25 protein-coding genes are annotated in these 24595 nt (G+C 72.1%); 9 read left to right on the top strand and 16 right to left on the bottom strand.

Annotated elements, in window-relative coordinates; genetic code table 11:
- Nucleotides 1-92: 92 nt before the first annotated feature.
- The gene (locus tag E1285_RS48265) at nucleotides 93-2534 is read right to left on the bottom strand and encodes a helix-turn-helix transcriptional regulator (protein ID WP_279510099.1); all 2442 of its coding nucleotides are present in this window, start codon (nucleotides 2532-2534) and stop codon (nucleotides 93-95) included.
- Nucleotides 2438-2980 (bottom strand): ATP-binding protein, encoded by a 543-nt coding sequence (locus E1285_RS46815; protein WP_207946868.1) that lies wholly within the window; start codon nucleotides 2978-2980, stop codon nucleotides 2438-2440. The genes E1285_RS48265 and E1285_RS46815 overlap by 97 nt, the downstream gene beginning before the upstream one ends.
- A gap of 61 nt (nucleotides 2981-3041) precedes the next feature.
- On the opposite strand from E1285_RS46815, the gene E1285_RS28290 reads away from it, so the two are divergent.
- Complete coding sequence (locus E1285_RS28290; RefSeq protein WP_132157372.1) at nucleotides 3042-3995, top strand: ATP-dependent DNA ligase; 954 nt, start codon at nucleotides 3042-3044, stop codon at nucleotides 3993-3995.
- Between the two features lie 129 nt (nucleotides 3996-4124).
- Here E1285_RS28290 and E1285_RS28285 read toward each other — a convergent pair whose 3' ends face one another.
- From E1285_RS28285 to E1285_RS28275, 3 genes are all read right to left on the bottom strand, one after another.
- Nucleotides 4125-5339, bottom strand: coding sequence for a cytochrome P450 (locus tag E1285_RS28285; protein WP_207946866.1), 1215 nt, complete (start codon nucleotides 5337-5339; stop codon nucleotides 4125-4127).
- A 143-nt stretch (nucleotides 5340-5482) separates the two neighbouring features.
- Nucleotides 5483-6796 (bottom strand): histidinol-phosphate transaminase, encoded by a 1314-nt coding sequence (locus tag E1285_RS28280; protein ID WP_132157370.1) that lies wholly within the window; start codon nucleotides 6794-6796, stop codon nucleotides 5483-5485.
- Nucleotides 6797-6988: 192 nt separating this feature from the next.
- A complete protein-coding gene (locus tag E1285_RS28275; protein ID WP_132157368.1) occupies nucleotides 6989-7837 on the bottom strand; it encodes a PaaX family transcriptional regulator C-terminal domain-containing protein in 849 nt (282 codons plus the stop codon).
- 181 nt (nucleotides 7838-8018) lie between these two features.
- Between E1285_RS28275 and E1285_RS28270 the strand changes: the two genes are divergently transcribed.
- The 4 genes from E1285_RS28270 to E1285_RS28255 all read left to right on the top strand — a co-directional run bounded on the left by E1285_RS28270 (nucleotide 8019) and on the right by E1285_RS28255 (nucleotide 11202).
- The gene (locus tag E1285_RS28270; RefSeq protein ID WP_132157366.1) at nucleotides 8019-8939 is read left to right on the top strand and encodes an SDR family NAD(P)-dependent oxidoreductase; all 921 of its coding nucleotides are present in this window, start codon (nucleotides 8019-8021) and stop codon (nucleotides 8937-8939) included.
- Complete coding sequence (locus E1285_RS28265) at nucleotides 8936-9841, top strand: amidohydrolase family protein (RefSeq protein WP_132157364.1); 906 nt, start codon at nucleotides 8936-8938, stop codon at nucleotides 9839-9841. The genes E1285_RS28270 and E1285_RS28265 overlap by 4 nt, the downstream gene beginning before the upstream one ends.
- The gene (locus tag E1285_RS28260) at nucleotides 9838-10293 is read left to right on the top strand and encodes a MaoC family dehydratase (protein WP_132157362.1); all 456 of its coding nucleotides are present in this window, start codon (nucleotides 9838-9840) and stop codon (nucleotides 10291-10293) included. The genes E1285_RS28265 and E1285_RS28260 overlap by 4 nt, the downstream gene beginning before the upstream one ends.
- Nucleotides 10294-10392: 99 nt before the next feature.
- The gene (locus E1285_RS28255; RefSeq protein WP_132157360.1) at nucleotides 10393-11202 is read left to right on the top strand and encodes an IclR family transcriptional regulator C-terminal domain-containing protein; all 810 of its coding nucleotides are present in this window, start codon (nucleotides 10393-10395) and stop codon (nucleotides 11200-11202) included.
- On the opposite strand, the gene E1285_RS28250 is transcribed toward E1285_RS28255, so the two are convergent.
- Genes E1285_RS28250 through E1285_RS28230 form a run of 5 tightly spaced genes read right to left on the bottom strand, consistent with a single transcriptional unit; the run spans nucleotide 11180 to nucleotide 15373 of the window.
- A complete protein-coding gene (locus tag E1285_RS28250) occupies nucleotides 11180-12145 on the bottom strand; it encodes a zinc-binding alcohol dehydrogenase family protein (protein ID WP_132157358.1) in 966 nt (321 codons plus the stop codon). The genes E1285_RS28255 and E1285_RS28250 overlap by 23 nt on opposite strands.
- 2 nt (nucleotides 12146-12147) lie before the next feature.
- Nucleotides 12148-12510 (bottom strand): hypothetical protein, encoded by a 363-nt coding sequence (locus E1285_RS28245; RefSeq protein ID WP_132157356.1) that lies wholly within the window; start codon nucleotides 12508-12510, stop codon nucleotides 12148-12150.
- Nucleotides 12507-13370: an extradiol ring-cleavage dioxygenase gene (locus E1285_RS28240; protein WP_132157354.1), complete on the bottom strand. Its 864-nt coding sequence runs from the start codon at nucleotides 13368-13370 to the stop codon at nucleotides 12507-12509. Before E1285_RS28240 ends, E1285_RS28245 begins: the two co-directional genes overlap by 4 nt.
- Nucleotides 13363-14181, bottom strand: a complete 819-nt coding sequence (locus E1285_RS28235) for a citryl-CoA lyase (protein WP_207946864.1) — start codon at nucleotides 14179-14181, stop codon at nucleotides 13363-13365. The genes E1285_RS28240 and E1285_RS28235 overlap by 8 nt, the downstream gene beginning before the upstream one ends.
- On the bottom strand, nucleotides 14174-15373 hold the full coding sequence (locus E1285_RS28230) for a CoA transferase (protein WP_132157350.1): 1200 nt from the start codon (nucleotides 15371-15373) through the stop codon (nucleotides 14174-14176). The genes E1285_RS28235 and E1285_RS28230 overlap by 8 nt, the downstream gene beginning before the upstream one ends.
- Before the next feature lie 226 nt (nucleotides 15374-15599).
- On the opposite strand from E1285_RS28230, the gene E1285_RS28225 reads away from it, so the two are divergent.
- Nucleotides 15600-17042, top strand: coding sequence for an amidohydrolase family protein (locus tag E1285_RS28225; RefSeq protein WP_132157348.1), 1443 nt, complete (start codon nucleotides 15600-15602; stop codon nucleotides 17040-17042).
- Between the two features lie 136 nt (nucleotides 17043-17178).
- Nucleotides 17179-17661: a VOC family protein gene (locus tag E1285_RS28220; RefSeq protein WP_132157346.1), complete on the top strand. Its 483-nt coding sequence runs from the start codon at nucleotides 17179-17181 to the stop codon at nucleotides 17659-17661.
- A 40-nt stretch (nucleotides 17662-17701) separates the two neighbouring features.
- Here E1285_RS28220 and E1285_RS28215 read toward each other — a convergent pair whose 3' ends face one another.
- The 5 genes from E1285_RS28215 to E1285_RS28195 form a co-directional block, all read right to left on the bottom strand.
- Nucleotides 17702-18010, bottom strand: coding sequence for a DUF6295 family protein (locus tag E1285_RS28215; protein WP_132157344.1), 309 nt, complete (start codon nucleotides 18008-18010; stop codon nucleotides 17702-17704).
- A 12-nt stretch (nucleotides 18011-18022) separates the two neighbouring features.
- A complete protein-coding gene (locus tag E1285_RS28210; RefSeq protein WP_132157342.1) occupies nucleotides 18023-18763 on the bottom strand; it encodes a dienelactone hydrolase family protein in 741 nt (246 codons plus the stop codon).
- Between the two features lie 106 nt (nucleotides 18764-18869).
- A complete protein-coding gene (locus tag E1285_RS28205; RefSeq protein WP_243723100.1) occupies nucleotides 18870-19700 on the bottom strand; it encodes an undecaprenyl-diphosphate phosphatase in 831 nt (276 codons plus the stop codon).
- Nucleotides 19701-19862: 162 nt separating this feature from the next.
- Entirely contained in the window at nucleotides 19863-20984 is a 1122-nt protein-coding gene (locus E1285_RS28200) for a 5-methyltetrahydropteroyltriglutamate--homocysteine S-methyltransferase (RefSeq protein WP_132157338.1), read from the bottom strand.
- 107 nt (nucleotides 20985-21091) lie between these two features.
- Nucleotides 21092-21478: a nuclear transport factor 2 family protein gene (locus tag E1285_RS28195; protein ID WP_132157336.1), complete on the bottom strand. Its 387-nt coding sequence runs from the start codon at nucleotides 21476-21478 to the stop codon at nucleotides 21092-21094.
- A gap of 271 nt (nucleotides 21479-21749) precedes the next feature.
- On the opposite strand from E1285_RS28195, the gene E1285_RS28190 reads away from it, so the two are divergent.
- Together E1285_RS28190 and E1285_RS28185 are read left to right on the top strand one after the other, a co-directional pair.
- Nucleotides 21750-22667 (top strand): class I SAM-dependent methyltransferase, encoded by a 918-nt coding sequence (locus tag E1285_RS28190; RefSeq protein ID WP_132157334.1) that lies wholly within the window; start codon nucleotides 21750-21752, stop codon nucleotides 22665-22667.
- 58 nt (nucleotides 22668-22725) lie between these two features.
- Nucleotides 22726-23571 carry an LLM class F420-dependent oxidoreductase gene (locus E1285_RS28185; RefSeq protein ID WP_132157332.1) on the top strand — a complete coding sequence of 282 codons (846 nt, stop codon included), beginning with the start codon at nucleotides 22726-22728 and terminating at the stop codon, nucleotides 23569-23571.
- 36 nt (nucleotides 23572-23607) lie between these two features.
- Here the strand turns inward: E1285_RS28185 and E1285_RS28180 are convergent.
- The coding region (locus E1285_RS28180) for a HAMP domain-containing sensor histidine kinase (protein WP_132157330.1) at nucleotides 23608-24595 on the bottom strand (988 nt) is incomplete at its 5' end.

Below are 24595 nucleotides of genomic sequence, written 5' to 3'. Positions count from 1 at the left end.
CCGCCCCACCGCCCCGGAGTCTCCCTGGCGCCCCCGCTGACCTCCCTGCGACCACCGGTGACCCGCGACTGACGCCGTGCATCGAACGGCCGTCACTCGAAGAGCCCCAGTCGGTGGGCGGTGGCGGCGGCCTCGGTCCGGGTGGAGACGCCGAGTTTGGCCAGGATGTTCGAGACGTGGACGCTCGCGGTCTTGACGGAGATGAACAGGGCCCCGGCGATGTCGCGGTTGCCGCGGCCCTCGGCGACCAGGCGCAGCACCTCGGCCTCGCGCGGCGTGAGGCCGAAGCCGGGGCGGGACGGCGGCCCGCCGTCGCCGAGGTCGAGCCGTGCCCGGCGGGCCAGCAGGCCGATGTGCTCGCGGAGCGGGGCGGCGCCGAGTTCGCCGGCCAGACCGGCGGCGCGGCGCAGCCGGGACGCGGCGGCGTCCCGGTCCGCGCCGGCGGTGGCCTCGGACGCCCTGGCCAGCGCCCACGCGAGCGGATACGGCCGGCCCAGCGCGTCCCACGCCTCCACCGCCGCCTCCCACGCGTCCCGGTCGAGTACGCCCTCGGCGCGGGCCGCCTCGGCGAGCAGGGACAGCCGGTGCGCCTCCTGGACGGGCCCGTAGATCCGGATCCCGGCGGCGCGGGCGCGGATCGCGGCGAGCGGGCCGGTGTCCCCGAGGTCGGCGCAGGCGGTCGCCGCGACCACGAGCCCCGGCAGCGCGTAGCGGGAGTCGTCCGGCAGGCCGAGGTCGGCGAGGACGGGGTCGAGTGCCTCCAGTGCCTGCGCCGGACGGCCGCGCCGGAGAGCGATCAGCGCGTCGAGACGGCAGACCGGGAAGAGGTCCTGGGCGCGGCGGGCGGTGCCGTACGCGATCCGGGTGCGCGCCGCCTTCGCCGCCCGCTCCGCCTCGTCGAGGTCGCTGCGGTCCGCCGCGATGCCGCCCACGAGGGAGCTCAGGCCGCCCCGGAACAAGGTCGGCGGGTCCTGCGCGAAGGCGCGGTCGATCACGGTGAGCGCCTCGTCCCAGCGGCCGAGCGAGATCAGCGGCTCGGCGGTGTTGATGGCCAGGAAGGTCCCGGCGGTCCTGCCGAGCCCGTACTCGTCGGCCTTCGCCACGCCGAGGGCGGCGACCTGCGCGGCCTCCGCGGACCGCCCGTACATCTCCAGGACGTCGGCCCGGTTGGTGATCGCGCGCAGCAAAGGCTCGAAGGCGCGGGATTCCCCGGCCCGGTCGGCGGCCCGCTCGGCCGTTGCGAGGAACGTCTCCGGGTCGTCAGCGCGGAACAGCTCGTCCCAGGCGAACCGGAGCTCCAGGTGGATCTCCGCCGGGACGTCTCCCACGGCGCGCGCGACGGCCAGCGCCTCCTCGGCGGCGCGGCCGGACTCCTCCTCCATGCCGTGCAGCCCCTGGATCTGGTAGGCGAGGGTCGTCAGGACGCGGGCGCGGGTCCGGCTCGGCGGGTCGGCGGGGACCACCCGGGTCGCTTCGCGGAGGTCCTCGATGGCCTCCTCCCGGCCGAGCCGCATGCCCATCAGGCCGCGTCGCTCGTAGAGGCGGGCGGCGCGCACGGGGTCCTCGCGGGCCTCCGCCAGCCCGGCCGCGGCCAGCCTGATCCCGGTGTCGGCCTCCCCGGCGAGGTCGGCGAGCGTGACGGCCGTCTCGATGACCTCGGCGTGCGGGACGCCGGTGCGGTCCACCGCGTCCGGGACGCGGTCCCACAACTCCAGCACGCGGGACGCCATCCGGAGCGACTCGGCGTAGGCGAGCGCCGTGCGCGTCTCACCGGCGGCCCGCCACGCGGCGGCCAGCGCCCGGCCGATGTCGTGCGCCGCGTACCAGTGGTGGGCGAGCGTGACCGCCCGCTGCCGCGCCGGCATCAGCTCGGGGCGCGCCTCCAGCACCTCCGCGTACCGGACGTGCAGCCGCACCCGTTCCCCGGGCAGCAGGTCGTCGTGCACGGCCTCGCGGATCAGCGCGTGCCGGAACGCGTACCCGTCGCCGTCGACGACCAGCGTGTTGGACGCGACGGCCGGGCGCAGGCCGCGGGTCAGCACCCGCTCGCCGGCACCGGCGACCGCGGCGAGCAGCTCGTGCCGGATCCGCGCCCCGCCGCCCGCGGCGACCCGCAGGATCTCCTGGGTCTCGTCGGGCAGCCGCTGGACCCCGCCGAGCAGCAGATCACGCAGGGACTCCGGCAGCTCGGCGTCCTCGCGCGAGTCGAGCAGGGCCTCCACGAACAGCGGGTTCCCCTCGCTGCGCGTGAAGATCTCCGCCGTGGCGCGGGCCGTCCAGCGCTCGCCGAGCACGCCCCGGACCAGCTCGGCGACCTCGTCCCGGCCGAGCCGCGCCAGGGGGACGCGGCGCACCCGCTCCACCCGTTCGAGCTCGGAGAGCAGCGGGCGCAGCGGATGCGTCCGGTGCAGCTCGTCCGTCCTGTAGGTGGCGACGATCAGCAGGGCGGTGTCCGCGCCGAGGTTGCGGACGAGGAACGTGAGCAGGTCGCGCGTCGACGTGTCGGCCCAGTGGGCGTCCTCGATGACGAGCACGACCGGGCGGACGCGGCGAGCCGTTCCAGCAGCGTGAGGACCAGCTCGAACAGGCGCGCCCTGGCTTCGCCGGGGAAGGCGTCCGCGTCGGTGTCGCCGAAGTCGGGCAGCAGCCGCCCCAGTTCCGCGCCGGCGCCTTCCGGGAGCAGCTTCCGCACCCCGTCCACGCCGATCTCGCGGACGAGACCGCGCAGCGCCGCCGTGAAGGGCGCGAACGGCAGTCCCTCGGTGCCGAGCTCCAGGCAGCCGCCGCCGAGGAACCGCGCTCCCTCCGCCCGTGCCCGGCCGGCGAACTCGCCGACGAGCCGGGTCTTGCCCACGCCGGCCTCGCCGCCGAGGAGGACCGCCGACGCCGACCCGTTCCGGGCGGCGTGGAAGGCGTCGTCGAGGGCGGCCGACTCCTGGACGCGCCCGACGAGTACGGGACTCGTCGCATGAGCGTTCACCGTCCCAGCGTGCCCTACGGTGCCCGAGGGCGTTGTCGGTGCCGCGTGCGAAGCTGGGCCTGTGAGTGCTGATGAGGAGCGGGACGGGGTACGGCTGACGAACCTCGACCAGTCCCTGTTCGAGGGGGCGGACGCGACCAAGCGCGACCTGGTCGACTACCTGGACGCCGTCGCCGGCCGCATCGTGCCGCAGCTCGCCGACCGTCCGCTGTCGGTCAAGCGCGTGCTGCGGGGCCAGAAGCCGTTCATGCAGAAGAACGTCCCGAAGGGAACGCCGTCCTGGGTGAAGACGGTCGCGGTGTGGGCGGAGACGTCCCAGCGCGAGGTGTCCTACGCGCTGTGCGACGACCGCCGCACCCTGCTGTGGTTCGCCAACCAGCGCGCCGTCGAGTACCACCCGCCGCTCTTCCGCAACGACGCCTGGGACAGGCCGACCCACCTCGTCATGGACCTCGACCCGCCTGACCCGGACGGGTTCGGCGCCGCCGTCCGCGCCGCCCACCTGGTGCGGCGGGCGATGGAGGACTCCGGCCTGCAGGGGGCGGTCAAGACGAGCGGAGCCAAGGGCGTCCACGTGTTCGTGCCGCTGGACGGCCGGACGGGCGCCGTGGACGTGGCCGCCGCCACCCGCGCCCTCGCGGCCCGTGCCGAACGCCTCGACCCGGAATTCGCCACGACCGCCTTCATCCGCGAGGACCGCGCCGGCAAGGTGTTCCTCGACTCGACCCGCGCGGGCGGCGCGACCGTCGTCGCCGCCTACAGCCCGCGGATCCGTCCCGGTACGCCGGTCTCGTTCCCCGTCCCGTGGGACGAGCTGGACGGCGTCGCCCCGGCCGACTTCACCATCCGCAACGCCGCCGGCCTGCTGGCCGGCCGCGACCTCTGGGCCGATCTCATGCCCGCCCCGCAGGAATTGCCGTCCGATCTGGTCGAGGAAGGGCACACCATCCCGATCGCCCGCGTGCAGGCCATGCACGAGGGCAAGCGCCGGGCCCGCGCCCGCCGCGACACCTAGATTTCCGGAGCACCGTCGAGTTCCGGACCGCACGGCCGGGCGGGACGGACGAATAATGCGTCGAGCGCGCCGTTTCCCCGGCCTTTCGCGCCGATCGGCCGGGGAAACGAACGAAGGAACAGAAACCGCCTAGGAATTCAGGTTGACGGGCAGTTCCCGGTGGCCGTTGGAGATGAATGACTCCACCGGGCGAAGTTCGGCGGGGTCGACGGCGAAGGCCATGTCGGGGAAGCGGCCGAACAGCGCCGGAAGGGCGATCTCGGCCTCCATCCGCGCGAGATGCTTGCCGACGCAGAAGTGCACGCCGTACCCGAACGAGACGTGCTCCTTGTCGGCGCGGGTGATGTCGAACAGGTCGGCGTCGTCGCCGTGCAGGGCGCGGTCGCGGCCCGCCGCCGCGTAGGCCGCGAGGATCGCCTCGCCCTTCCGGATCGTGGCGCCGTCGATGTCGATGTCCTCCACGGCGTAGCGGAGCGGCAGGTTCGCGACGGGCGCCTGCCAGCGCAGCGTCTCCTCGATCACCTCGTCCCACGGCACCTCGCCGGACCGGACCAGGGCGTACTGCTCCGGGTGCGTCAGCAACGCCGTGATCGCCTGGTCGAGCAGGTTCACCGTCGTCTCGTGACCGGCGGAGATCATCAGGATGAGCGTGTCGACCAGTTCCGCCTCGCTGAGCCGGGAGCCGTCGTCGTCCCGCGCGGAGATCAAGACGCCCGCCAGGTCGTCGGTGGGCTCGCGCCGCCGGAACTCGACGAGGTCCTGCAAGATGCCGTACATCTCCTGCTGGTTGGCGATGGACTCCTCGGGCGTCAGCGCCGTGTTGAAGATGCCGTCGACGCAGCGCCGCAAACTCGGCCGGGTCTCGTCCGGGACGCCGAACAGCCGGCAGATCACCTCGATCGGCAGCGGGTAGGCGAACTCCTCGCGCAGGTCGGCCCGGCCTCCGGGCGCCGCGGTCAGCCCGTCGACCAGGTCCCGGGTGATCTGCTCGACGGCCGGCCGGAGGGCCTCGCTGCGCCGCGGGGTGAACGCCCGGGAGATGATCGTGCGCAGCCGGCGGTGCTCGTCGCCGTAGGCGGTGAACATGTTCTGCACCGACACCCACAGGGCCAGCGGCCAGTCCGGCGGAATCTCCCCGTTGATCCATTCGGCCCAGTGCAGGTTCGGGTTCTTCGAGACCATCGGATCGGCGAGCAGCCGCTTGAGCTGTTCCTGGCCGGTCACCGCCCACGCGGTCACGCCGCCGGGGAGTTCCACGGGCGTCACCGTCCCCCGGTCGCGCAGTTTCGCGGCCTCTCCCTGAATGTCGCTGCCGGTGGGATCGATGACGTGCGGATTCTCCATTGAAGTCCACTCCAGAGATCATGCCGGAACGCGCCGTCAACGCACGCGCGCGAATGGTGACGCTGCCAACGTAGGGCGCGTCAGGACCATCCGGCTAGATCACCTCGGAGACTTACTCGTCTTTCTCCTGTTTCGGCCATTACTTAAATGGCGGCGCGGAAATCCTCATGCGGGACGGGTTCGGGGCGCCGCGGCTCGGCGTAGTGGCTCGCCGCCGCCGGCAGGTCCGGCTCCCCGGCGCCGGTGACGCCACCCGGCCACGCGGCCTCGCCCCAGCCGTGCCCGGGGGACACGACGTTGTCGGGCGGTGCCTCCGAGGGGGCGCCGTGGAAGTCCGAGGCGGCGCCGTAGAGGTAGGAGCCGAGCCCGATCAGCAGCCGCTGCACGTCCTGTTGCGGCCGGACGACCAGCCGCACGAACTGGCTCGTCGACCCCAGCTTGTTGCCGCACTCGCGGACGAACACGCCGTGCTGGGCGATCAGGTGGTCGCGCAGCGCGACGCCGTCCCTGCCGTCCGGCAGCTTGACCATGACGAAGTTGCCCTGGGACGGGAAGACCTTCAGCCCCGGCAGGGACGTGAGCTGCTGCGTCATCAGCATCCGGTCGCGGGCCAGCAGCCGCAGGCTCTCGCGGTACTCCGCGCCGTGCTCGCGCAGCAGGAACACCACGACCTCGGCGAAGGAGTTGAGGTTCCATTTCGGGAGGGCCGCGCGGATGGTCCGCGCCAGCGCCGGGTTCGCGACCATGTAGCCGAACCTGATGCCGTGCAGGCCGAAGTTCTTGCCGAGGCTCTTCAGGACGATCACGTTGGGCCGGATGCGGGCCTCGTCGGCGACGGTGGTGTGCGGTTCGGCGTCCACGAAGTCCAGGAACGACTCGTCCACCACGACCAGGTCGAGGTCGATCAGCAGGTCCATCAGCCGGACGACCTCGCGCCGCGGGACGTAGCCGCCGTCGGGGTTGTTGGGGTTGCAGATCACGGCGACCCGTGAACCGCGCGTACGGACGAAGTGCACGAACGCGTCCACGTCGAGTTCGAAGCCGCGCATCTCGTGGAGCTGGAACAGGTCGGCGCGCTTGCCGGTCTCCAGCGGCTGGTCCGTCCAGCGCCCGAACGTCGGGATCGGGGTGGCGAGGCTCTCGCGGACCAGCAGATGGTCGATCCAGGTGATCAGCTCCGTGGACCCGTTGCCCATCACCACCGTCTGCGGGTTGTGCCCGAGGACGGCGCACAGCTCCGCGGCGATCGTGTCGGAGTCGCTCGGGTAGTACTTCAGGATCTGCTCCATCGCACCCGCGAGCTGCGAGAACATCCCGGGAGTGGGGAAGTAGGGGTTGCAGGGGATGCAGAAGTCGACCAGGTCCTGACGTCCCGGCGAGGCCCGCTGCAGGGCGAAGAAGGACGGGCTGTGCGCGTTCCTGCGCAGCAGGCCAGGATCGATCGAGTCCGATGACACGAAAGGTGCTCCTCGTGCGCGGGACGCCCGCCCAGGCCGGGGAGGCGGCGTCCGGCCGTTTCGTCCGCTGGTTGCCGGTGCGGTCGGGGTCGTTCGCCAGGGGTACGGCCGGGCGGCCGCCCAGGTTCAGCGCGGGACGTCCCCGGGGCGGCGCAGCCGGGGTCAGCGCGACCGGGGTCGGTGTGACCGGGGTCAGCGCCGGCCGGGGTCGGCGTCCAGGAGCCTGCGGAGCCGGTCGGTCGCGTCCGGTTCGAGCGTGTCGAACCGCTCCCGGTACAGGGCGGTGGACTCGGCGGCGGGCCAGCCGTCCGGGAGGTGCTCGGCGGGCAGGCCGGGATCGGTGCGGAGCAGTTGCAGCCAGTCGGCGCCCAGGAGGGTGAGGCGGGTCAGCGGGCGTCCCACCTGCCCGCGGTCCGGCGTCCAGCCGGCGATGAACGACTCGTGCTCGGCGCGGATGGCGTCGACGTCCCAGGCCCGGTGCAGGAGCCTCGGCACGTCGGTGCCGTCCACCGGGACGGAGTAGAACCCGTCGGCCAGCTCCGCGATCTCCGCGAACTCGGGGTCCTTGAAGACGGCGCTGATGTCGACGCGGCCCGGCGCGATCCACAGCCCGTCCCGCAGGCCCCCGAAGCCGGCCCAGATCAGCCGGGCGCGGATCTGGTGGCGCAGGTCGCGGCGGCTCTCCGGCATGGAGTAGCTGAGCAGCGTCCACTCGCCGTCCGGGTGAGTGAACGGCGCCGGCGAGTCGACCCGGGGCTTGGCCTCGCGGAGCAGGTCCTCCGCCCACGGGGTGAGGGAGAACCTGGCCGTGCGCCCTTCCCGGACCCGGGCGAGCAGGCCCTTGCGCGTCATCCGCGCGAGCGTGGCCCGCCCGGCCGCCTCCGCCACCCCGAGGTCGCCGAGCAGGTGCAGGAAGATCCGGGAGCTGATCGGCGGGTACCCGCGGTCGAGGACGAGCGAGCCGAGGAAGCTGAACAGCAGCTGCTGCGGAGCACGCGGGCGCGGCCGCGCGCCCGGGGACGAGTCCTGCTCGGCGATCATCCCTCGTCCTCTCCTCGTTCCCGGTCGTGCCGTTCCCGGTGGTCGTCCCGTCACAGCATGCCGTGTGGGCGGGGCCGCCGTGACCAAGGTTATTCGATGAAATCTTGACGCACGACAGTTTGGAATCTAATTTCTTGGCCAGGGGGATCGCACCGGAAGGGCCGGACCAGGAGAGGTGGCAATGGAGCTGAACGGGAAGGTGGCGGTGGTCACCGGCGCCGGGCGGGGCCTCGGCCTCGCCTACGCCGGGGAACTCGCCCGCGCGGGCGCCGCCGTCGTCGTCAACGACGCGGATCCCGCCACCGCCGAGGCCGCGGCGAAGCAGATCGTCGACTCCGGCGGGCGGGCCGTCGCGCACGCCGCCGCGGTCGGCACGTCCGAGGCCGCCGAAAGCCTGGTGGGACGGGCCGTGGACGAGTTCGGCCGGCTCGACGTGATGGTCACCAACGCCGGCGTCCTGCGCGACAGGGTGCTGTGGAAGATGACCGACGACGACTTCGACACCGTCGTCCGGGTGCATCTGAAGGGCACGTTCACCTGCGCCCGCGCCGCGGCGGTGCGGTTCCGCGAGCAGGGCGAGGGCGGCCGGCTGATCCTGGTCGGCTCGCCGGCCGGGCAGCGCGGCAACTTCGGCCAGACGAACTACTCGGCGGCCAAGGCCGGGATCGTCGGATTCGCCCGCACCTGGGCGATGGAGCTGGCCCGCGCGAACGTCACCGTCAACGCGGTCGTCCCCGTCGCGGCGACCGCGATGACCGAGACGATCCCCGCGCTCGCCCCCTACGCCGAGACGATGCGGCAGGGCGGGGAGATGCCGCCGTTCGCCCGCCGCGCCCTGGCCTTCGGCACCCCGGAGGACGCGGCCGGGCTGGTGGCGTTCCTCGCCTCCGACGCCGCGTCCGGCGTCACCGGGCAGGCCGTCGGCGTCGGCGGCGACCGGCTGTCGCTGTGGACGCACCCCACGCAGGCCGTCGCCGCCTACCGGGACGGCGGCTGGGGCGCGGACGACATCGCCGCCGCCTGGCCGACGATCTTCGCCGAGCACGAGCAGGGCGTGGGGGAGAACCTCCCCGAGGCGCCGGAACCGGAGCCGTCCCGATGACCCGTCCCGCCCCCGCGACCGGCCTCGACCTGGACGCCCTGGAGGCCGTCGACGTGCACGTCCACGTCGAGACCGACCTGCACGGCCACCTGTCGCTGCCCGGGGAGTACCTCGAGGCGTCCGCGAAGTACTTCGGCGGGGGGCACCACACGCCCGACGTCCACGAGATCGCGTCCTACTACCGCGAGCGGCGCATGGCGGCCGTCGTGTTCAGCGTCGACATCGAGAACGCCACCGGGCATCCGGCGCTGTCGAACGAGGAGATCGCCGACGCCGCCGCCGAGCACCCCGACGTCCTCGTCCCGTTCGCGAGCATCGACCCGGCCAAGGGGCGCGCGGGCGCGCGGGCGTTCCGCCGCCTCGTCGAGGAGCGCGGCGTCCGCGGGATCAAGTTCCACCCGTCCCTGCAGGGCTTCGCGCCCGACGACCGCAGCGCGTACCCGCTTCTGGAGGTCGCCGCCGAGCACGGCGTCCCGGCCCTGTTCCACACCGGGCAGACGGGCATCGGCGCGGGCATGCCGGGCGGCGGGGGCATCCGGCTCGGCCTGTCGAACCCGATGCTGCTGGACGACGTCGCCGTGGACATCCCCGAACTGACGATCATCCTGGCGCACCCGTCGTTCCCCTGGCAGGACGAGGCGCTGGCCGTCGCCACGCACAAACCGAACGTCTACATCGACCTGTCGGGCTGGTCGCCGAAGTACTTCCCGCCGCAGCTCGTCCGGTACGCCAACAGCCTCCTGCAGGACAAGGTCCTGTTCGGCTCCGACTACCCGGTCATCACCCCGGACCGGTGGCGGGCCGACTTCGCGAAGCTGGAGATCAAGCCGCACGTCCGGCCCAAGATCCTCAAGGACAACGCCGTCCGGGCCCTGCGCCTCGCCGAGAAGGAGGACCGATGACCACGACGGTCGCGTTCGAGGACCTGACGAGCATGGCCGGCGACTCGCTCGGCGCAGGCCGCTGGCTGGAGGTGGACCAGGCCCGCATCGACACCTTCGCCGACGCCACGGATGACCACCAGTGGATCCACGTCGACCCCGAGCGGGCGAAGGACGGCCCGTTCGGCGGCCCGATCGCCCACGGGTACCTGACCCTGTCGCTGGTCATCCCGCTGTGGACGGAGCTACTGGACGTCACCGGCGTCACGACCAAGGTGAACTACGGGCTGAACAAGGTCCGGTTCCCCGCCCCCGTCCCGTCCGGTGCGCGCATCCGGCTGTCGGGGACGCTCGCGGAGGTGACCGAGGTCGCGGGCGGCGGCGTCCAGCTCACGCCCGACCTCGTCGTGGAGATCGAGAACGGCGGCAAGCCCGCCTGCGTCCTGCAGCCGGTCTTCCGCTTCTACCCGTGACCCGGTTCTCTCCCTGACCCGGGTGTGCCGCCCACGGGCCGGTCAGGTGTCCGTATGATGGACACCCGACGGGCGCGTGGGACGGCGAGGGGATGATCGATGCCACGGGAAGGCACCGGACCGGATTTCATCGAGGCGCTGGCCCGCGGCCTCGACGTCATCACCGCGTTCGAGGCGCGCCGCCCCGTGATGTCGCTGGCGCAGGTCGCCGAGGCCACCGGACTGGCCCGGCCGACCGCCCGCCGCATCCTGCTCACCCTCCGCGAACTCGGCTACGTGCGCGCCGACGACGGAGGATACGCCCTCACCCCGCGCGTCCTCGACCTCGGCGTGTCCTACGTCAGGTCCATGGGGCTGTGGGACGTGGCGCGCCCCCACATGGAACGCCTGTCCGAGCGGACGAACGAGTCGTGCTCCATCGCGCAGCTCGACGGGTCCGACATCGTCTACGTCGCCCGCGTCGCCGTCCCCAAGATCGTCGCGCTGGCGGTGCAGATCGGGACGCGGTTCCCGGCCCTGCAGACCTCGCTCGGCAAGGTCCAGCTCGCCGCGCTCGACTCCGCGGAGGTCGACCGGATCCTCGCCGAGCCCACGCGCTCCGGCCTGGAGCCGCGCGTCCACCTCTCCAAGCAGGACCGCGACGCGGAGCTGCGCGAGGTCCGGGCGCGCGGGTGGGCGATGACCGACGAGCAGCTCGCCCGCGGCATCCGCTCGGTGGCGGCGCCGCTGCGCGACGGTTCCGGCAAGGTCATCGCGGGCCTCAACGTCAACACCCACGCCGCCGAGACGCCCGTCGAGCGGCTCGTCGAGGAGCACCTGCCGCTGCTGCTGCACACGGCCGGTGAGATCAGCGCCGACTTCGCGCGGCTGGAGACCGTCCCGCAGGTCACCCGGCCGGCCGCGGGATGATGACGATCCTGCCCTCCGCCGTCCCCTCGCCCTGACGCCGCCACGCCGCCGCCGCGCCGCCCAGGGGGACGGTCTCGTGCGCGACCGCCAGCCTCCCGGACGCGGCCTCCCCGGCGACGAACGTGATCGCCTCGGCCCGCTGGTCCGCCGTCAGCTCGTTGTTGGTGTAGCCGAGCAGCCGCAGCGACTTCCCGCGAAGCGTGGACGACTCGATCGGGCACGTCTCGCCCGCCGAGGAGCCCAGGTTGACGAGCCGCCCGCCCGGTCGGAGCGTCCGCGCCGCGGCCGCCGCCGGGGCTCCGAACAGCGGGTCGAGGACCAGGTCGGCGGGCCCGTCCGAGGCATCCTCGAACCGGCGGGCCAGCTCGGCGACGTCGCCGGTGTCGAGCGCGACGACCGCGTCCGCACCTGCCCGCGCCGCCCGCTCCCGCGCGGCCGGTGACCGCGCGCCCGCGACGACCCGCCGCGCGCCCGCCGTCCGGGCGAGCCGGACCGCGGCCTGCCCGACGACGCCGCCCGCCCCGAGCACGATGATCTGCTCCCCGGCGGCCAGCTCGCCGCGCCAGGTCAGCGCCATGTGCGCGGCGACGGCGGAAAGCCCGAGCGCGGCCACGAGCACGGGATCGGCGTCGCCCGGCAGCTCGACGAGCGCCGTCTCCGGGACCGCCGCGACCTCGGCCATGCTCCCGTCGCCCGGCGCCATCCCGGCGGGGCTCGGGAACCAGACCGTCCGGCCGCCGCAGGTCCCGACGCCCTGGACGCCCGGCACGTACGGTGTCGCGGGCTTCCCGAAGTAGGACGTCCCGGTGGCGCACAGCAGGTCGAGCGGCGTGATGGGCGCGGCGAGGACGTCGACCAGTACCTCGCCGTCCCCGGGCACGGGCGGTTCCCGCTCCGCCACCACCGGGGGACGGCCGCACTCGCGAATCTCTGCGGCGCGCACCGTCAGGTCGCGATGTCGGGGTAGGGAAGCGTCATGTGCGAGAGCTTCCGCGCGTACTCCAGCTGAAACCCGAGTGGCTCGTCGTGGTCGCGTTCGAACATCGCGATGAACAGCGTGAGGGTGAGGAAGGGGTGCGCGCCCAGCTCGAACAGCTTCGGGTAGTCGTGTCCCGTGAGGGCCGCCCGCTCGGTGTCGTCGAACCGCAGCCACGTGGACGACTCGCCGCCGTGGCAGTTGATGATGCGGTTGGCCTGTTCCCCCTCCCACCACGCCACGGTCGCCTCCGGTTCGTCCCGGTAGCGCTCGACGAGTTCCGGGTCGCGGTCGACGGTGTAGAGGAACTTGTTCAGCAGGTACTTGCTCACTTGGCCGCTCCGTTCGGGTACCAGGTGAAGTAGGCCTCCATCGTGTGGAACAGGTCGTAGGTGTCGACGTAGTCGGCCTTCTCGCCCTCGCCGGCGACGCCCATCATCAGCATGAAGTCCATGAACCCGTGGGTGGCGTTGCCGGGCGCGTGCAGGCTGTCGAGCGTCACCTCCGACAGGCAGCCCTCGATGTCGCCGGACGAGATCCACTCCACGGCCTTCGCGTCGAACTCGGGGTCGGGCCCGTGCGGGCCGAACTGGCGCGGGCCGCCCAGCTCCAGCGACAGGTGCCCGGTGCCGATGACCGCGACCCGCTGGTCTCCCGGCCACGACTCCACCAGTTCCCGGATGGTCCGGCCGAGCTGGACGAACCGCTTCGGCCGCGGCAGCGGCGGCGCGAAGATGTTGGTGTAGACGGGGACGATCGGCAGGTCGTTCTGCGGGCGCAGCGTGATGATCGGGCACGTGATCGAGTGGTCGATGCGGAGCTCGTTGGAGAACGCCAGGTCGAATCCCGCGTCCAGGCCCTCGCGCAGGATGTAGGCCGACAGGTCCTCCTGCCCCTTCATCAGCATCCGGGGGAGCCCGAACTCGCGTTCCTCGTTGTACCAGTTCGCGTCGTAGAACGGCGCCTTGCCGATGAGGAACTGCGGCATGTTGTCCAGCCACAGCTGGTGGAAGTGGTCGGAGCCGACCATCACCAGGACGTCCGGCCGGGCCCGGGTGAGCGTCTCGCGGAACGCCTCGACCTTGCGGACCCACTCGTCGGCGAAATCGGGGCGGTCCTCGCCGGTCGCCGTGCTCGCGCGGTAGTAGAAGGGATGGTGGGTCGAAGCGATCACAGCGACCAGTTCAGCCATGACGGTCTCCGGGGGAGTAGGGGTCGGGGGCGGCGGACCGGTTGTTCAGGTCCACCGAGAGGAAGATGTCGTTGCCGACCGGGTGGCGCAGCTCCTCGGCCAGCTGGCCGATCAGCCCGGCGGTGCGCGCCAGCAGCGCGAACCCGCGCAGCAGCTCCAGCGGCAGCCCGAGGTCGGCGAGCGCGGCGCCGCACACCCCGGCGCCGTTCAGCGGCAGCGTCTTGCCCAGCACGCCGGGGTGGACGCGGCCGATCGCGGCGAACAGCGACAGGTGCGGGCCGAACAGCCCCTCCTCGGCGGCGATCTCCATCAGCCGGGGAGTGCGCGGGTCGCCGTCCTTGTGCACGTGATGGCCGAGGCCCGGGACGAACCGCTTCGCCTCCCGCTCCGCCTGGACGGTCCGCAGAGCGAGGTCGTCCCAGCCCTGGTCGCCGGACGGGAGGTCGCCGTCCACCGAGACCAGCACGTCGTGCAGGAAGCGGCCGGTGTCCTCGGTGACGCCGAGGAACCGGGAGCCGCCGCCGAGCAGCCCGGCGGCCAGGGCGCCCTGCACCGAGTCGGGCGCCGACAGGTACGTCAGCCGGGTGACGATCGCGGTCGGGGTGAAGCCGTGGTCGGCGAGCGCGGCGAGGACGGCCTCGAACACGCGCGTCTCGCCCGGCTCGGGCCGCCGCTGGGTCGCGAGCCAGAACGCCAGCTCGCCGAACCCGACCTCGCCCATCACGTCCTTCGCGAGGTCCTGCCCGAGCAGCGTGATCGTCTCGCGGCTCGACGCGCCCAGCGCCGTCGGGTACTCGGGGCGCTCAGCCACGGTCGTCCTCCCGGGGCCCATCCTGCTGCGGTTTCGCCAGCCATTCGCGCAGCTCCGCGCCGTGCTCGTCCAGGCCGGGCGGCGGCAGCCGGTACGCCACGGGCGTGCGGGAGAAGCGTATGGGGTTCCGGGTGGTCGGCACCGCGTGATCGCCCTCGCCGACGGCCACGACGGGGTCGAGCTCGAAGCGCTCGGCCATCGCGAACCCGCCGTCGATCGTGTTGATCGGCCCGCTCGGCACGCCCGCCTCCACCAGCAGCTCGAACCACTCGACGGCGCCGCGCCGCTTCAGCCGCTCCACCAGGACCGGGCGCAGCTCCGCCCGGTTGGCGGTCCGGCCGGCGTTGGCCGCGAACCGCGGGTCGTCCGCGACGTCCGGGATGCCGAGCACCTCGCACAGCTTGCGGAACTGGCCGTCGTTCGCCGCGGCGACGATCAGGTCGTTGTCCGCCGTCGGCAGCGGCTCGTAGGGGAACACGCTCGGGTGCGCGTTGCCCATCCGGTACGGGACGGTGTCGCCCGCGACGTAGGCGGAGCTGTGGTTGACCAGGCCCGTCAGCGCCGACGACAGCAGGTTGACCTCGACGAGCTGGCCCTCGCCGGTCGCGTCGCGGTGCCGCAGCGCCGCCAGGATGCCGATCGCGGCGTGGTTGCCCGCCATCACGTCGAACACCGAGATCCCGGCACGGTACGGCGGGCCGTCCGGGTCGCCGGTCAGGCTCATCAGCCCGGAGATCGCCTGCACCATCAGGTCGTAGCCGGGGACGTCCCGCCCGGCACCCGCCCCGAACCCGGTGATCGAGCTGTAGACGACGCCCGGGTTGGCGGCGCGCACCGAGTCGTAGTCGAGGCCGAACCTGGCGAGGCCGCCGGGCTTGAAGTTCTCGATCAGCACGTCGGCGCGGCGGGCCAGTTCGCGGCCGGCGGCGGCGTCCCGCTCGTCCCGGAGGTCGAGGGCGATCGAGCGCTTGCCCCGGTTGATGCCGAGGTAGTAGGTCGACTCCTCGCCGCGCGCGGGCGGCGTCCAGGAGCGGGTGTCGTCGCCCTTCGGCCCCTCCACCTTGATCACGTCGGCGCCCAGGTCGGACAGCAGCATCGTCGCGTAGGGCCCGGCCAGGACCCGGGAGAAGTCCGCCACGAGCACCCCCGACAGGGGGCCGCCCGGCCCTTCGCGCGTGGTGTCGTCCGTCATCCGGCTCCCTTGCTCGTCGGTTGGACCTGCTCGTCGATCGGTAGAGTCCGTTGAGCGGACGTTCGTCCGCCCTATCGATTCTGCCATGTCGATATCGAAGCCGGTCAAGTGGTTGACACTTTGACTACCGGTCGGAAGAGTAGCCACATGCAGGTTTGACCGTAGAGCGGACATCAGTCCGTGACTGCTCCGGAGTGGAGTGTCCCGAGGACGAGGAGTGCATGCGATGCCGAACACGAGCGAGTTCGAGCCGGGCCGTCCCGTGGTGCTGCGCGGCGGCATGGTCCTGACGATGGCCGACGGGCGCGAGGTCCTCGACCGCGCCGACGTCCTCGTCACCGGCGACAAGATCACCGCGGTCGGGGCCGATCTCCAGGTCCCGGAGGGCACCGCCGAGATCGACGCGACCGGCGGAATCGTCATGCCCGGGATGATCGACACCCACCGGCACATGTGGCAGACCGCCATGCGCGGCTACGGCGCCGACTGGACCCTGACCCAGTACTTCGTCTGGTACTACCTGGAGCACGGCAAGCGGTTCCGGCCCGACGACATCCACGCCGGCAACGTGCTCGCCGCCCTGGAGGCGATCGACGCCGGCGTCACCACGGTCGTCGACTGGTCGCACGGCCTGCAGACCCTCGACCACGCCGACGCCGCCGTGGACGCGCTGCGCTCGGTGCCCGGACGTTTCGTCCTCGCCTACGGCAACATCCAGGCGCCGCCCGCCGAATGGACCGGGACGCAGGAGTTCCGCGACTTCGCGGGCAGGCTCATCGGCGGCGACATGCTCGGCTTCCAGCTCGCGTTCGACGTGGTCGGCGACCCGTCCTTCCCGGAGAAGCCCGCCTTCGAAGTGGCCCGCGAACTCGGCGTCCCCGTCACCACCCACGCCGGCGTCTGGGGCGCGACCAGCGACGAGGGCATCAAGCAGATGCACGACCACGGGTTCATGACCCCCGAGACGGTGTACGTGCACGCCGCGTCCCTGTCCGCCGACTCCTATCACCGCATCGCCGCCACGGGCGGGTCCATCTCGGTCTCCACCGAGAGCGAGCAGAGCGCCGGGCAGGGCTACCCGCCCACCTGGGTCCTGCGCGCGCACGACATCCCGATCTCGCTGTCGATGGACACGAGCGTCTGGTGGAGCGGCGACCTGTTCTCCGCCATGCGCACCACGCTCGGCGCCGACCGCTGCCGCATGCACCTTGAGGCCCACAACAAGGGCGAGACCGTCACGCACTGCAACCTGCGCGCCGACCAGGTCGTCGAGTGGGCCACCCGCGGCGGCGCCCGGACGATCGGCCGCGACGACCTCGGCAGCATCGAACCCGGCAAGAAGGCCGACGTCGTCCTGATCAAGAACGACGACTCGCCGGTGTCGTTCCCCGTCCTCAACCCCTACGGGCACGTCGCGTTCCAGGCGCAGCGCGGCGACGTCCACACGGTCCTGGTGGACGGGCGGGTCGTCAAGCACGAGCACCGCCTGGTCGGCGCCGACCTCGCCGCCGCCCGCCGCGAGATCGAGTCGACGGTGGAGTACCTGCGCGCGTCGATGGGCGAGGACGAGTGGGTGAAGGGCATGAACCCCGATGTTCCCGAGACCAAGATCCTCGACAACCCCTACACCTACACCGACTACCGCAGCGCCTCGACCCGAACCCGCTGAACCCGGAACCCGTGGTTCCGCCACCGCTTCGCGGCCTTGGCGGGAAGGCCGCGCCGACCGATGAGTTCCGGAGGCCGGGCGGGTCTGCACTCCCGAAGACATCCGTCTACGGGAGGTACCCATGGTCACCGGACCCATGGATGCAGGGGGACTCACCACGTGCCTGTGGTTCGACGGGCGGGCCGAGGAGGCCGCGAACCACTACGTCTCGATCTTCAAGGACTCCAGGCTGGGCGGCGTCATGCGCACGACCGCCGCGCACGACGGCGCGGCCGGGGCGGTGCTGACCGTCGAGTTCGAGATCAACGGCCAGAAGTTCCTCGGCCTGAACGGCGGACCCCGGTTCACGTTCAACGAGTCCGTGTCCTTCATGATCCACTGCGCGGACCAGGACGAGGTCGACCACTACTGGTACCGCCTCCTCGAGGGCGGCGGCGAGGAATCCCAGTGCGGCTGGCTCAAGGACAAGTTCGGCGTGTCCTGGCAGGTGATCCCGGCCGGGATGTACGAGCTGGTCGGCGACCCCGACCCGGAGAAGGCGGAGCGCGCCACCAGGGCGATGTTCTCGATGCGCAAGCTCGACATCGCCGAGCTGCGCCGGGCCCACGCGGGGACCTGATCGCGGTGGGGCGGCGCGGCCGGGCGCCGCCCCAGCGCCGTCATGCCGCGCCGGCGCTCCGGACGGGCGCGCCCGCCGGCGTGCCCGCCGATGCGAGGCCCGGCGGGGCCGCGGCCAGCGCCTGCTGGATGGCGCCGACCAGCGCCAGCGCCGACTCCTCGGTCAGCTCGACCGCGACGCGCGCCGACGGGCCGGCGGCCGGGTCGGTGAAGTCGATGTTCACCGTGTGCTCGTGGCACGCGTGGAAGGGATGGTCGACGTAGACCGCGCCCTCGGTCGGCGTGAACCAGCCGGACGCGCCCTTCGCCGCGCCGTCGAGCTCCACCTTGAAGGTCTGGTAGGTGCACATGGCGGTCTCCTCTCAGGCGCTCAGGTGGCGGCCGTAGAAATCGAAGATCTTCGCCCAGGCGTCCCTGGCGGCCTCGGGCCGGAAGGCGGGGCGCTCCACGGCGAAGAACGCGTGCCCGGCGCCCGGATAGCTGTGGAACTCGTGCTCCTTGCCGAGCCTGGTCAGCTCCGCGTCCAGCGTCGCCACCTCCTCCGGCGCCGGGAACCTGTCGTCCTCGCCGAACAGGCCGAGCAGCGGGCACGACAGGTCCGGTGCCATGGAGACGATCGGCTTGACGGCCAGCGGCGCGTCCTCCGGCGGCTCGTCGACCACGAACGCGCCGTAGCAGTCGACGGCGGCGTCGAGGTCCAGCGAGCAGGCGGCGAGGAACGCCTGCCGCCCGCCCGAGCAGTAGCCGATCACCCCGATCCTGCCGTTGGCGTGGTCGAGCATGTTCAGGTAGGCGGCGGCCCCGGCGACGTCGCCGACGAGCTGCTCGTCGGGGACGCCGCCCTTGGCGCGTGCCGCGGCGGCCTGGTCGTCGGGGTCGGCGGCGCCCTCCCGCGAGTACAGGTTCGGCATGAGCGCCGCGTACCCGTGCGCGGCGAACCTGCGGACGATCTCCTTGGTGGGCGCGTCGTACCCGGGCAGGTGGTGGATCACCACCACGCCGCCGCGCGGGGCGTCGCTCAGCGGCCTGGCCAGATACGCCTCGAGCTCGGCTCCCTCGTGCCCGGCGATGGCCACGGTCCCCGCCCACATGGCGTCCTTCATTGAATCGGTGCTCCGTCCTCTCGGTGATCGTCTGGACGAGAAGTCCAGTGTTTCTCATATGCGTGCTCCCGATATACCGCGAGGTGCCGGCCGTATACCGCGAGGCTCAGGCGTGCAGCGTCCCGGCGCTGAGGAGGCCGAAGAGCAGCAGGCCGATGACGATCCGGTAGATCACGAAGGAGGTGAAGCTGTGGCTGGACACGAACCGGAGAAGCCAGGCGATGGACGCGTAGGCGACGACGAACGACACGCCGGCGCCGACGACCAGCGGGAGGGCGCCGGTGCCCGACGACAGCGCGCTCGGCAGCTCGTAGACGCCCGCGCCGGTCAGCGCGGGGATGCCCATGAAGAACGACAGCCGGGTCGCGGCGACGCGGTCCAGGCCGAGCAGGAGCCCGGTGGAGATCGTCGCCCCGGAGCGGGAGAACCCGGGGAACAGCATCGCGAGGATCTGCGAGCAGCCGATCAGCATGGCGTCGGTGAGGGACGTGTCGTCCTCACCGCGCTTGTGCCTGCCGTACCGGTCGGCGAGCCACATCACGGCGCTGCCGCCGAGCAGCGACCCCGCGACGACCCAGAGCGAGGCCAGCGGGCCGTGGATGAGGTCGTCGGCGGCGACCCCGACGATCACGACGGGGACCGTGGCGTAGATGACCCACCAGCCGAACTTGTAGTCGTGGTGGTACCGCTCGTCCTTGTCGACGATGCCGCGCCCCCAGGCCGCGACGATGCGGACGATGTCGGAGTAGAAGTACACCAGCACCGCCGCGATCGCCCCGGCCTGGATGACGGCGGTGAACCCGATCACCGCGCGGTCCTCCACCGGGATGCCCATCAGGCCCTCGGTGATCTTGAGATGCCCGGTCGAGGACACCGGGAGGAACTCGGTCAGGCCCTCCACGATCCCGAGCACGATGGCCTGCCCGACACTGATCACGCTCAATGCCCCGATTCCTCTCCTGACCCGCGTCCGTCCGCGGCGAGCCTACTGCGGTCGGCCGGTCACGGTCGGTGAGGAAGGGGGGACTTCACCGACCGTTAACCGGAAGGTCAGCCGGAGGAGAGGCCGGGCGGGCGGCAGCGGCGGGACCGGGCGGGATCAGCCCCAGACCTCCTCGGCGGTCTCGGCGATGAGGCGCAGCTTGGCGGCCTGCTGCTCGGCGCTCAGCGCGTTGCCCTCCACCGTGGAGGAGAACCCGCACTGCGGCGACAGGCAGAGCTGCTCCAGCGGGACGTGCCGCGCCGCCTCGTCGATGCGGCGCTTCAGGTCGTCCTTGGACTCCAGCTCGCCGTGCTTGGTCGTCACCAGGCCCAGCACGACCATCTTGCCCGGCGGGACGAACCGCAGCGGCTCGAAGCCGCCCGACCTCTCGTCGTCGAACTCCAGGAAGAAGCCGTCCACGTTCAGCTCGCCGAACAGTGCCTCGGCGACGAAGTCGTAGCCGCCCTCGGCCGTCCAGGACGACCGGAAGTTGCCCCGGCACATGTGCGTGGTGACGTTCATGCCCTCGGGCCGCCCGGCCAGCGAGGCGTTGATCTGCCGGATGTAGCGCAGGTGCAGGTGCTCGGCGTCGTCCCCGCGCTCGGAGATCATGGCCCGCTGGGCGGGGTCGTTGAGGTAGGCGAGGCTGGTGTCGTCGAGCTGGAGGTACCGGCAGCCCAGCTCGCCCAGCCGCCGCACCTGCTCGGAGTAGGCGGCGGCCAGGTCGCCCCAGAACTCTTCGATGTCGGGGTAGATCTTCGGGTCGATCGACGCCGGGCCGCCCCGGTAGTGGACCATGTTCGGCGACGGGATCGTCAGCTTCGGCGTCACCCCTTCGCCCGCGGCGTCCCGCAGGAACGTGAAGTGGTCCGCGAAGATCGTGTGCTCCAGCCGCACCTTGTCGTGCACGCTCAGCGCGGCCGTGGAGAACTCGATGTCCCCGGCCTCGTTGTGGAACTGCACCTTGATCTTCTCGTCCGCCGGGCTGATCCCGCCGAGCTGGTAGATGAAGTCCATGTGCCACGAGGTGCGGCGGAACTCCCCGTCGGTGGCCGACCGCAGCCCGGCCTCGCGCTGCATCCGGACCACGTCGCGGATGGCGGCGTCCTCGGCCTCGGCGAGCCGGGCGGCGTCGATGCGGCCCTGCGCGAGGTCGTCTCGCGCGGTCAGGAGCTCGGGCGGGCGCAGCAGGCTGCCGACATGGTCTGCCCGGAACGGGGGCTTGGTTCGCACGGACACGGGTCGCTCCTTCAGCGGGGATCAGAGATGGACGCTGCCAATCTAGGCATAACGCCGACGGTGATCAAACATTTGCCGAAGATGCGTCCGACCTCGGTGATCCCGGTTCAGTCGGCGGCGAGCTCCCGCTCGACCTGTTCGAACTCCACGGCCATCGCCGCGGCGAGCGCCTTGGCGGCCGACAGCGGCCGGACCATGACCGTCAGGTCCTCGATCAGGCCCGCCTCGTTCATCCGCAGGAAGTCGCAGCCGGTGATCGTCAGGTCGCCCACCCTGGCCTCGAAGAGCAGCGCGTGGTCGCGGCCGTCGTTGATCTCCCGGACGTAGCGGATGCCGTCGAAGACCCGCAGCACGGCCCGCAGGATCGCCGCGGTGACCGGCTTGCCGGAGTACGGCTTGAAGACCACGGGGCTCGTGAACACCACGTCGTCGGCGAGAAGGGCCTCGATCGCGGCGCGGTCGCCGGCCTCGGCGGCCGCTCGGAAGGGATGCATGCGCTCACCTTGATAGTCACATTGTTGACTAGCCAGTAACCAGAGTACTGGTAGCCGGACATCGCGCGCCACTGACTCCGGCGCCACCGAACTGCAGCGTCACCGACTACCGAGGGTTGGCGGTGGTGTGGATCGCGGGATCGCGGGCAACGTCCACGGAAGAGATGGCCTTTGCCCCTTATAGTGTCGATCCTGGTGGTGTGACCACGATGACGTGCGCGAGTTCATTGCGCTCCCCCCGCTCCCGAGCACGGTGACATTGGAGTCATGAATGTCCAGCCAAGAGCCCGGCCCTCCGGCCTCACTCGACGACGTCAAGGGATGGTTCCCCAAGGTCGACCAGTTGCTCTTCACCTGGTTCCTGGAACGCCAGGACCAGCTCGGTGAAACCGGCGACCTCGTCGAACTCGGCTCCTACCTCGGCAAGAGCGCCATCCTCATGGGGCGGCACATGCGGGACGGAGAGACGTTCACCGTGTGCGACCTCTTCGACTCCGAGGCGTCGGACGACTCCAACCAGGAGGAGATGGCCCGCTCGTACTCCAGCCTGACCCGGAAGGCCTTCGAGGCGAACTACCGCGCCTTCCACGACCGGCTGCCGCAGATCATCCAGGGACCGACGTCGCTGATCCTGGACCACGTCCAGCCGGAGACGTGCCGTTTCGTGCACGTGGACGCGTCCCATCTGTACGAGCACGTGCACGGCGACATCCAGGCCGCGCACGTGATGCTCCCGGCGGGAGGCGTGATCGTCTGCGACGACTACCGTTCCGAGCACACTCCCGGCGTGTCGGCCGCCGTCTGGGAGTCGGTGACCGTCGACGGCCTGCGCCCGATCTGCATCACCCCCCAGAAGCTCTACGGCACCTGGGGCGACATCGGGCCCATCCAGAACGACCTCCTGAACTGGCTGGAGAAGCAGGAGGACGTCTGGCACGAGATCCAGCAGGTCGCCGGGCGGCAGCTCGTCCGCGTCAAGCAGAAGCCGGCGAACCGGCCCCAGAAGGACGACCAGGTGCGCAAGCTGAAGGCGCGTCTCGCCAAGGCCGAGGAGCAGCTGGCCCAGGCGGAGGACCGGCTTGCCGGCACCCGGCAGGAGCTCGGCTCCGTCCGCAACTCGGTCAGCTTCAAGGTCGGCCGCAAGGCCACCGCGCTCCCCAGGGCGCTGCGCGGCAAGCGCAAGCCGTAGCACCCGCCGGGGCGAGGCCCCTGTCCCGATTCCTAGAACACGTTCTAGTATCGGACGCATGCGCCATGGCATCGTCCTCTTCACCAGTGACAGGGGCATCACGCCCGCCGCCGCCGCGAAGGCCGCAGAGGAGAACGGGTTCCACACGTTCTACGTTCCCGAGCACACCCACATCCCGGTCAAGCGCGAGGCCGCGCACCCAGGCACGGGGGACGAGTCGCTCCCGGACGACCGCTACATGCGCACGCTGGACCCCTGGGTCTCCCTGGCGTCCGCGGTCGCCGTCACCTCGACGATCCGGCTCGCGACGGCCGTGGCGCTGCCGGTGGAGTCCGACCCGATCACCCTCGCCAAGGCCGTCGCCACACTCGACCACCTGTCGGGCGGCCGGGTCACGATCGGCGCCGGGTTCGGCTGGAACACCGATGAGCTCGCCGACCACCACGTGCCGGCCGGCAAGCGCCGGACGGTGCTGCGGGAGTACGTGGAGGCGATGCGGGCGCTGTGGACGCAGGAGCAGGCGTCCTACTCCGGGGAGTTCGTCTCCTTCGGCCCGTCCTGGGCGTGGCCCAAGCCCGTCCAGCCGCACATCCCGCTGATGATCGGGGCCGGCGGCGGCCCCAAGACGTTCGCCTGGATCGCCGCCAACGCCGACGGCTGGATGACCACGCCGGTGGAGAAGGACATCCTGCCGAAGACCAGCGCCCTGCAGGCTGCGTGGGAGGAGGCGGGCCGCACCGGCCGCCCGGAGATCTCCGTCCTGGCCGCGACGCGCCCCTCGGCCGAGGACATGGCGAACTGGGAGGAGGCGGGCGTCACCGAGATCATCTGGGGCCTCCCGGACAAGCCCGAGGACGAGGTGGCCGCCTTCCTGGCCCGCCACGCCGGCCGCCTCGGCCTCTGACCCGCCGCCTCCCGGCACGCCGGGGTCCTTCGCGGCTCAGCGGACGGGGTCGCCGGGAACCGGGTCGCCCGCCAGGGGATCGGCGTCCGGCGGGGAGCCCGCCGCCCGGCCGCCGGACACCGAGACGGGGAACCACAGGACGAAGGTGCTGCCGACGCCCGGCGCGGAGAACAGCCCCACGTGGCCGTTGTGCGCCTCGGCGATGCTCCGCACGATCGCCAGGCCCAGCCCGGTGCGGCGGTCGCGGGTGCGGCGCGTCTCCGAGCCGCGCCAGAAGCGGTCGAACACCCGGTCCTGGTCGGCGGCGTGGATGCCGGGCCCGGCGTCCTTCACCGCGATCCACTGCCAGCCTCCCTGCCCGGCCCCGTGCCGGCCGCCGGTCCTGCCGGCGGCGACCGTGATGGCGGTGCCGGCGGGCGCCAGCCGCACCGCGTTGGACACCAGGTTGGCCACGGCGCGGCGCAGCGCGTCGTGGTCACCGATCACCTGCAGCCCGTGCGGCAGCCTCCGCTCGATGGTGAGCCCCCGCGCGGCCGCGAGCGTGTCGAACTCCTCGGCCGCCTCGCCCGCCGCGAGCCCGAGGTCGACGTCGGTGTCCTCGAAGGCGGGGGCGGACCGGCGCGCGGTGGCCAGCAGGTCCTCCACCAGCCGCGTCATCCGGGTGGTGGCGCGGTCGACGACCTGCACGGCGCGGCGGCGGTCCTCGGCGCCGGCGCCGGGCTCGCTGAGCACGGTGTCGACGTTGGCGCGGATGATCGCCAGCGGGCTGCGCAGCTCGTGCGAGGCGTCGTCGATGAGCCGCCGCTGCGCGTGGAACGCGGAGTCGAGCCGGTCGAGCATCGAGTCGATGGTGTCGGACAGGTCGCGCAGCTCGTCCCTGGGGCCCGACAGCCGGATCCGGCGGGACAGGTCGGTCGCCTGGATCTCCTCGGCGGCACGCGCGATCTTGCCGACCTGCGCCGCAAGCTCGCCGCGCCGGACGAGACGCAGGTCATCGAGACCGTCGTGGGACACGGCTACCGCC

Source organism: Actinomadura sp. 7K507, assembly GCF_004348425.1.
Lineage (GTDB): Bacteria > Actinomycetota > Actinomycetes > Streptosporangiales > Streptosporangiaceae > Spirillospora.
The sequence above is the reverse complement of the archived record's forward strand: the minus strand, read 5'-3'. Positions and strand labels throughout refer to the sequence as shown.

Excerpts from the sequence above, each read along its gene's own strand:
- E1285_RS28265 (WP_132157364.1), top strand. The coding sequence starts at position 8,936 with ATGACCCGTCCCGCCCCCGCGACCGGCCTCGACCTGGACGCCCTGGAG.
- E1285_RS28185 (WP_132157332.1), top strand. The coding sequence starts at position 22,726 with ATGCGCCATGGCATCGTCCTCTTCACCAGTGACAGGGGCATCACGCCC.
- E1285_RS28220 (WP_132157346.1), top strand. The coding sequence starts at position 17,179 with ATGGATGCAGGGGGACTCACCACGTGCCTGTGGTTCGACGGGCGGGCC.
- E1285_RS28275 (WP_132157368.1), bottom strand. The coding sequence starts at position 7,837 with ATGATCGCCGAGCAGGACTCGTCCCCGGGCGCGCGGCCGCGCCCGCGT.
- E1285_RS28255 (WP_132157360.1), top strand. The coding sequence starts at position 10,393 with ATGCCACGGGAAGGCACCGGACCGGATTTCATCGAGGCGCTGGCCCGC.
- E1285_RS28215 (WP_132157344.1), bottom strand. The coding sequence starts at position 18,010 with ATGTGCACCTACCAGACCTTCAAGGTGGAGCTCGACGGCGCGGCGAAG.
- E1285_RS28230 (WP_132157350.1), bottom strand. The coding sequence starts at position 15,373 with ATGACGGACGACACCACGCGCGAAGGGCCGGGCGGCCCCCTGTCGGGG.
- E1285_RS28260 (WP_132157362.1), top strand. The coding sequence starts at position 9,838 with ATGACCACGACGGTCGCGTTCGAGGACCTGACGAGCATGGCCGGCGAC.
- E1285_RS28195 (WP_132157336.1), bottom strand. The coding sequence starts at position 21,478 with ATGCATCCCTTCCGAGCGGCCGCCGAGGCCGGCGACCGCGCCGCGATC.
- E1285_RS28225 (WP_132157348.1), top strand. The coding sequence starts at position 15,600 with ATGCCGAACACGAGCGAGTTCGAGCCGGGCCGTCCCGTGGTGCTGCGC.
- E1285_RS28210 (WP_132157342.1), bottom strand. The coding sequence starts at position 18,763 with ATGAAGGACGCCATGTGGGCGGGGACCGTGGCCATCGCCGGGCACGAG.
- E1285_RS28270 (WP_132157366.1), top strand. The coding sequence starts at position 8,019 with ATGGAGCTGAACGGGAAGGTGGCGGTGGTCACCGGCGCCGGGCGGGGC.
- E1285_RS28285 (WP_207946866.1), bottom strand. The coding sequence starts at position 5,339 with ATGGAGAATCCGCACGTCATCGATCCCACCGGCAGCGACATTCAGGGA.
- E1285_RS28240 (WP_132157354.1), bottom strand. The coding sequence starts at position 13,370 with ATGGCTGAACTGGTCGCTGTGATCGCTTCGACCCACCATCCCTTCTAC.
- E1285_RS28190 (WP_132157334.1), top strand. The coding sequence starts at position 21,750 with ATGTCCAGCCAAGAGCCCGGCCCTCCGGCCTCACTCGACGACGTCAAG.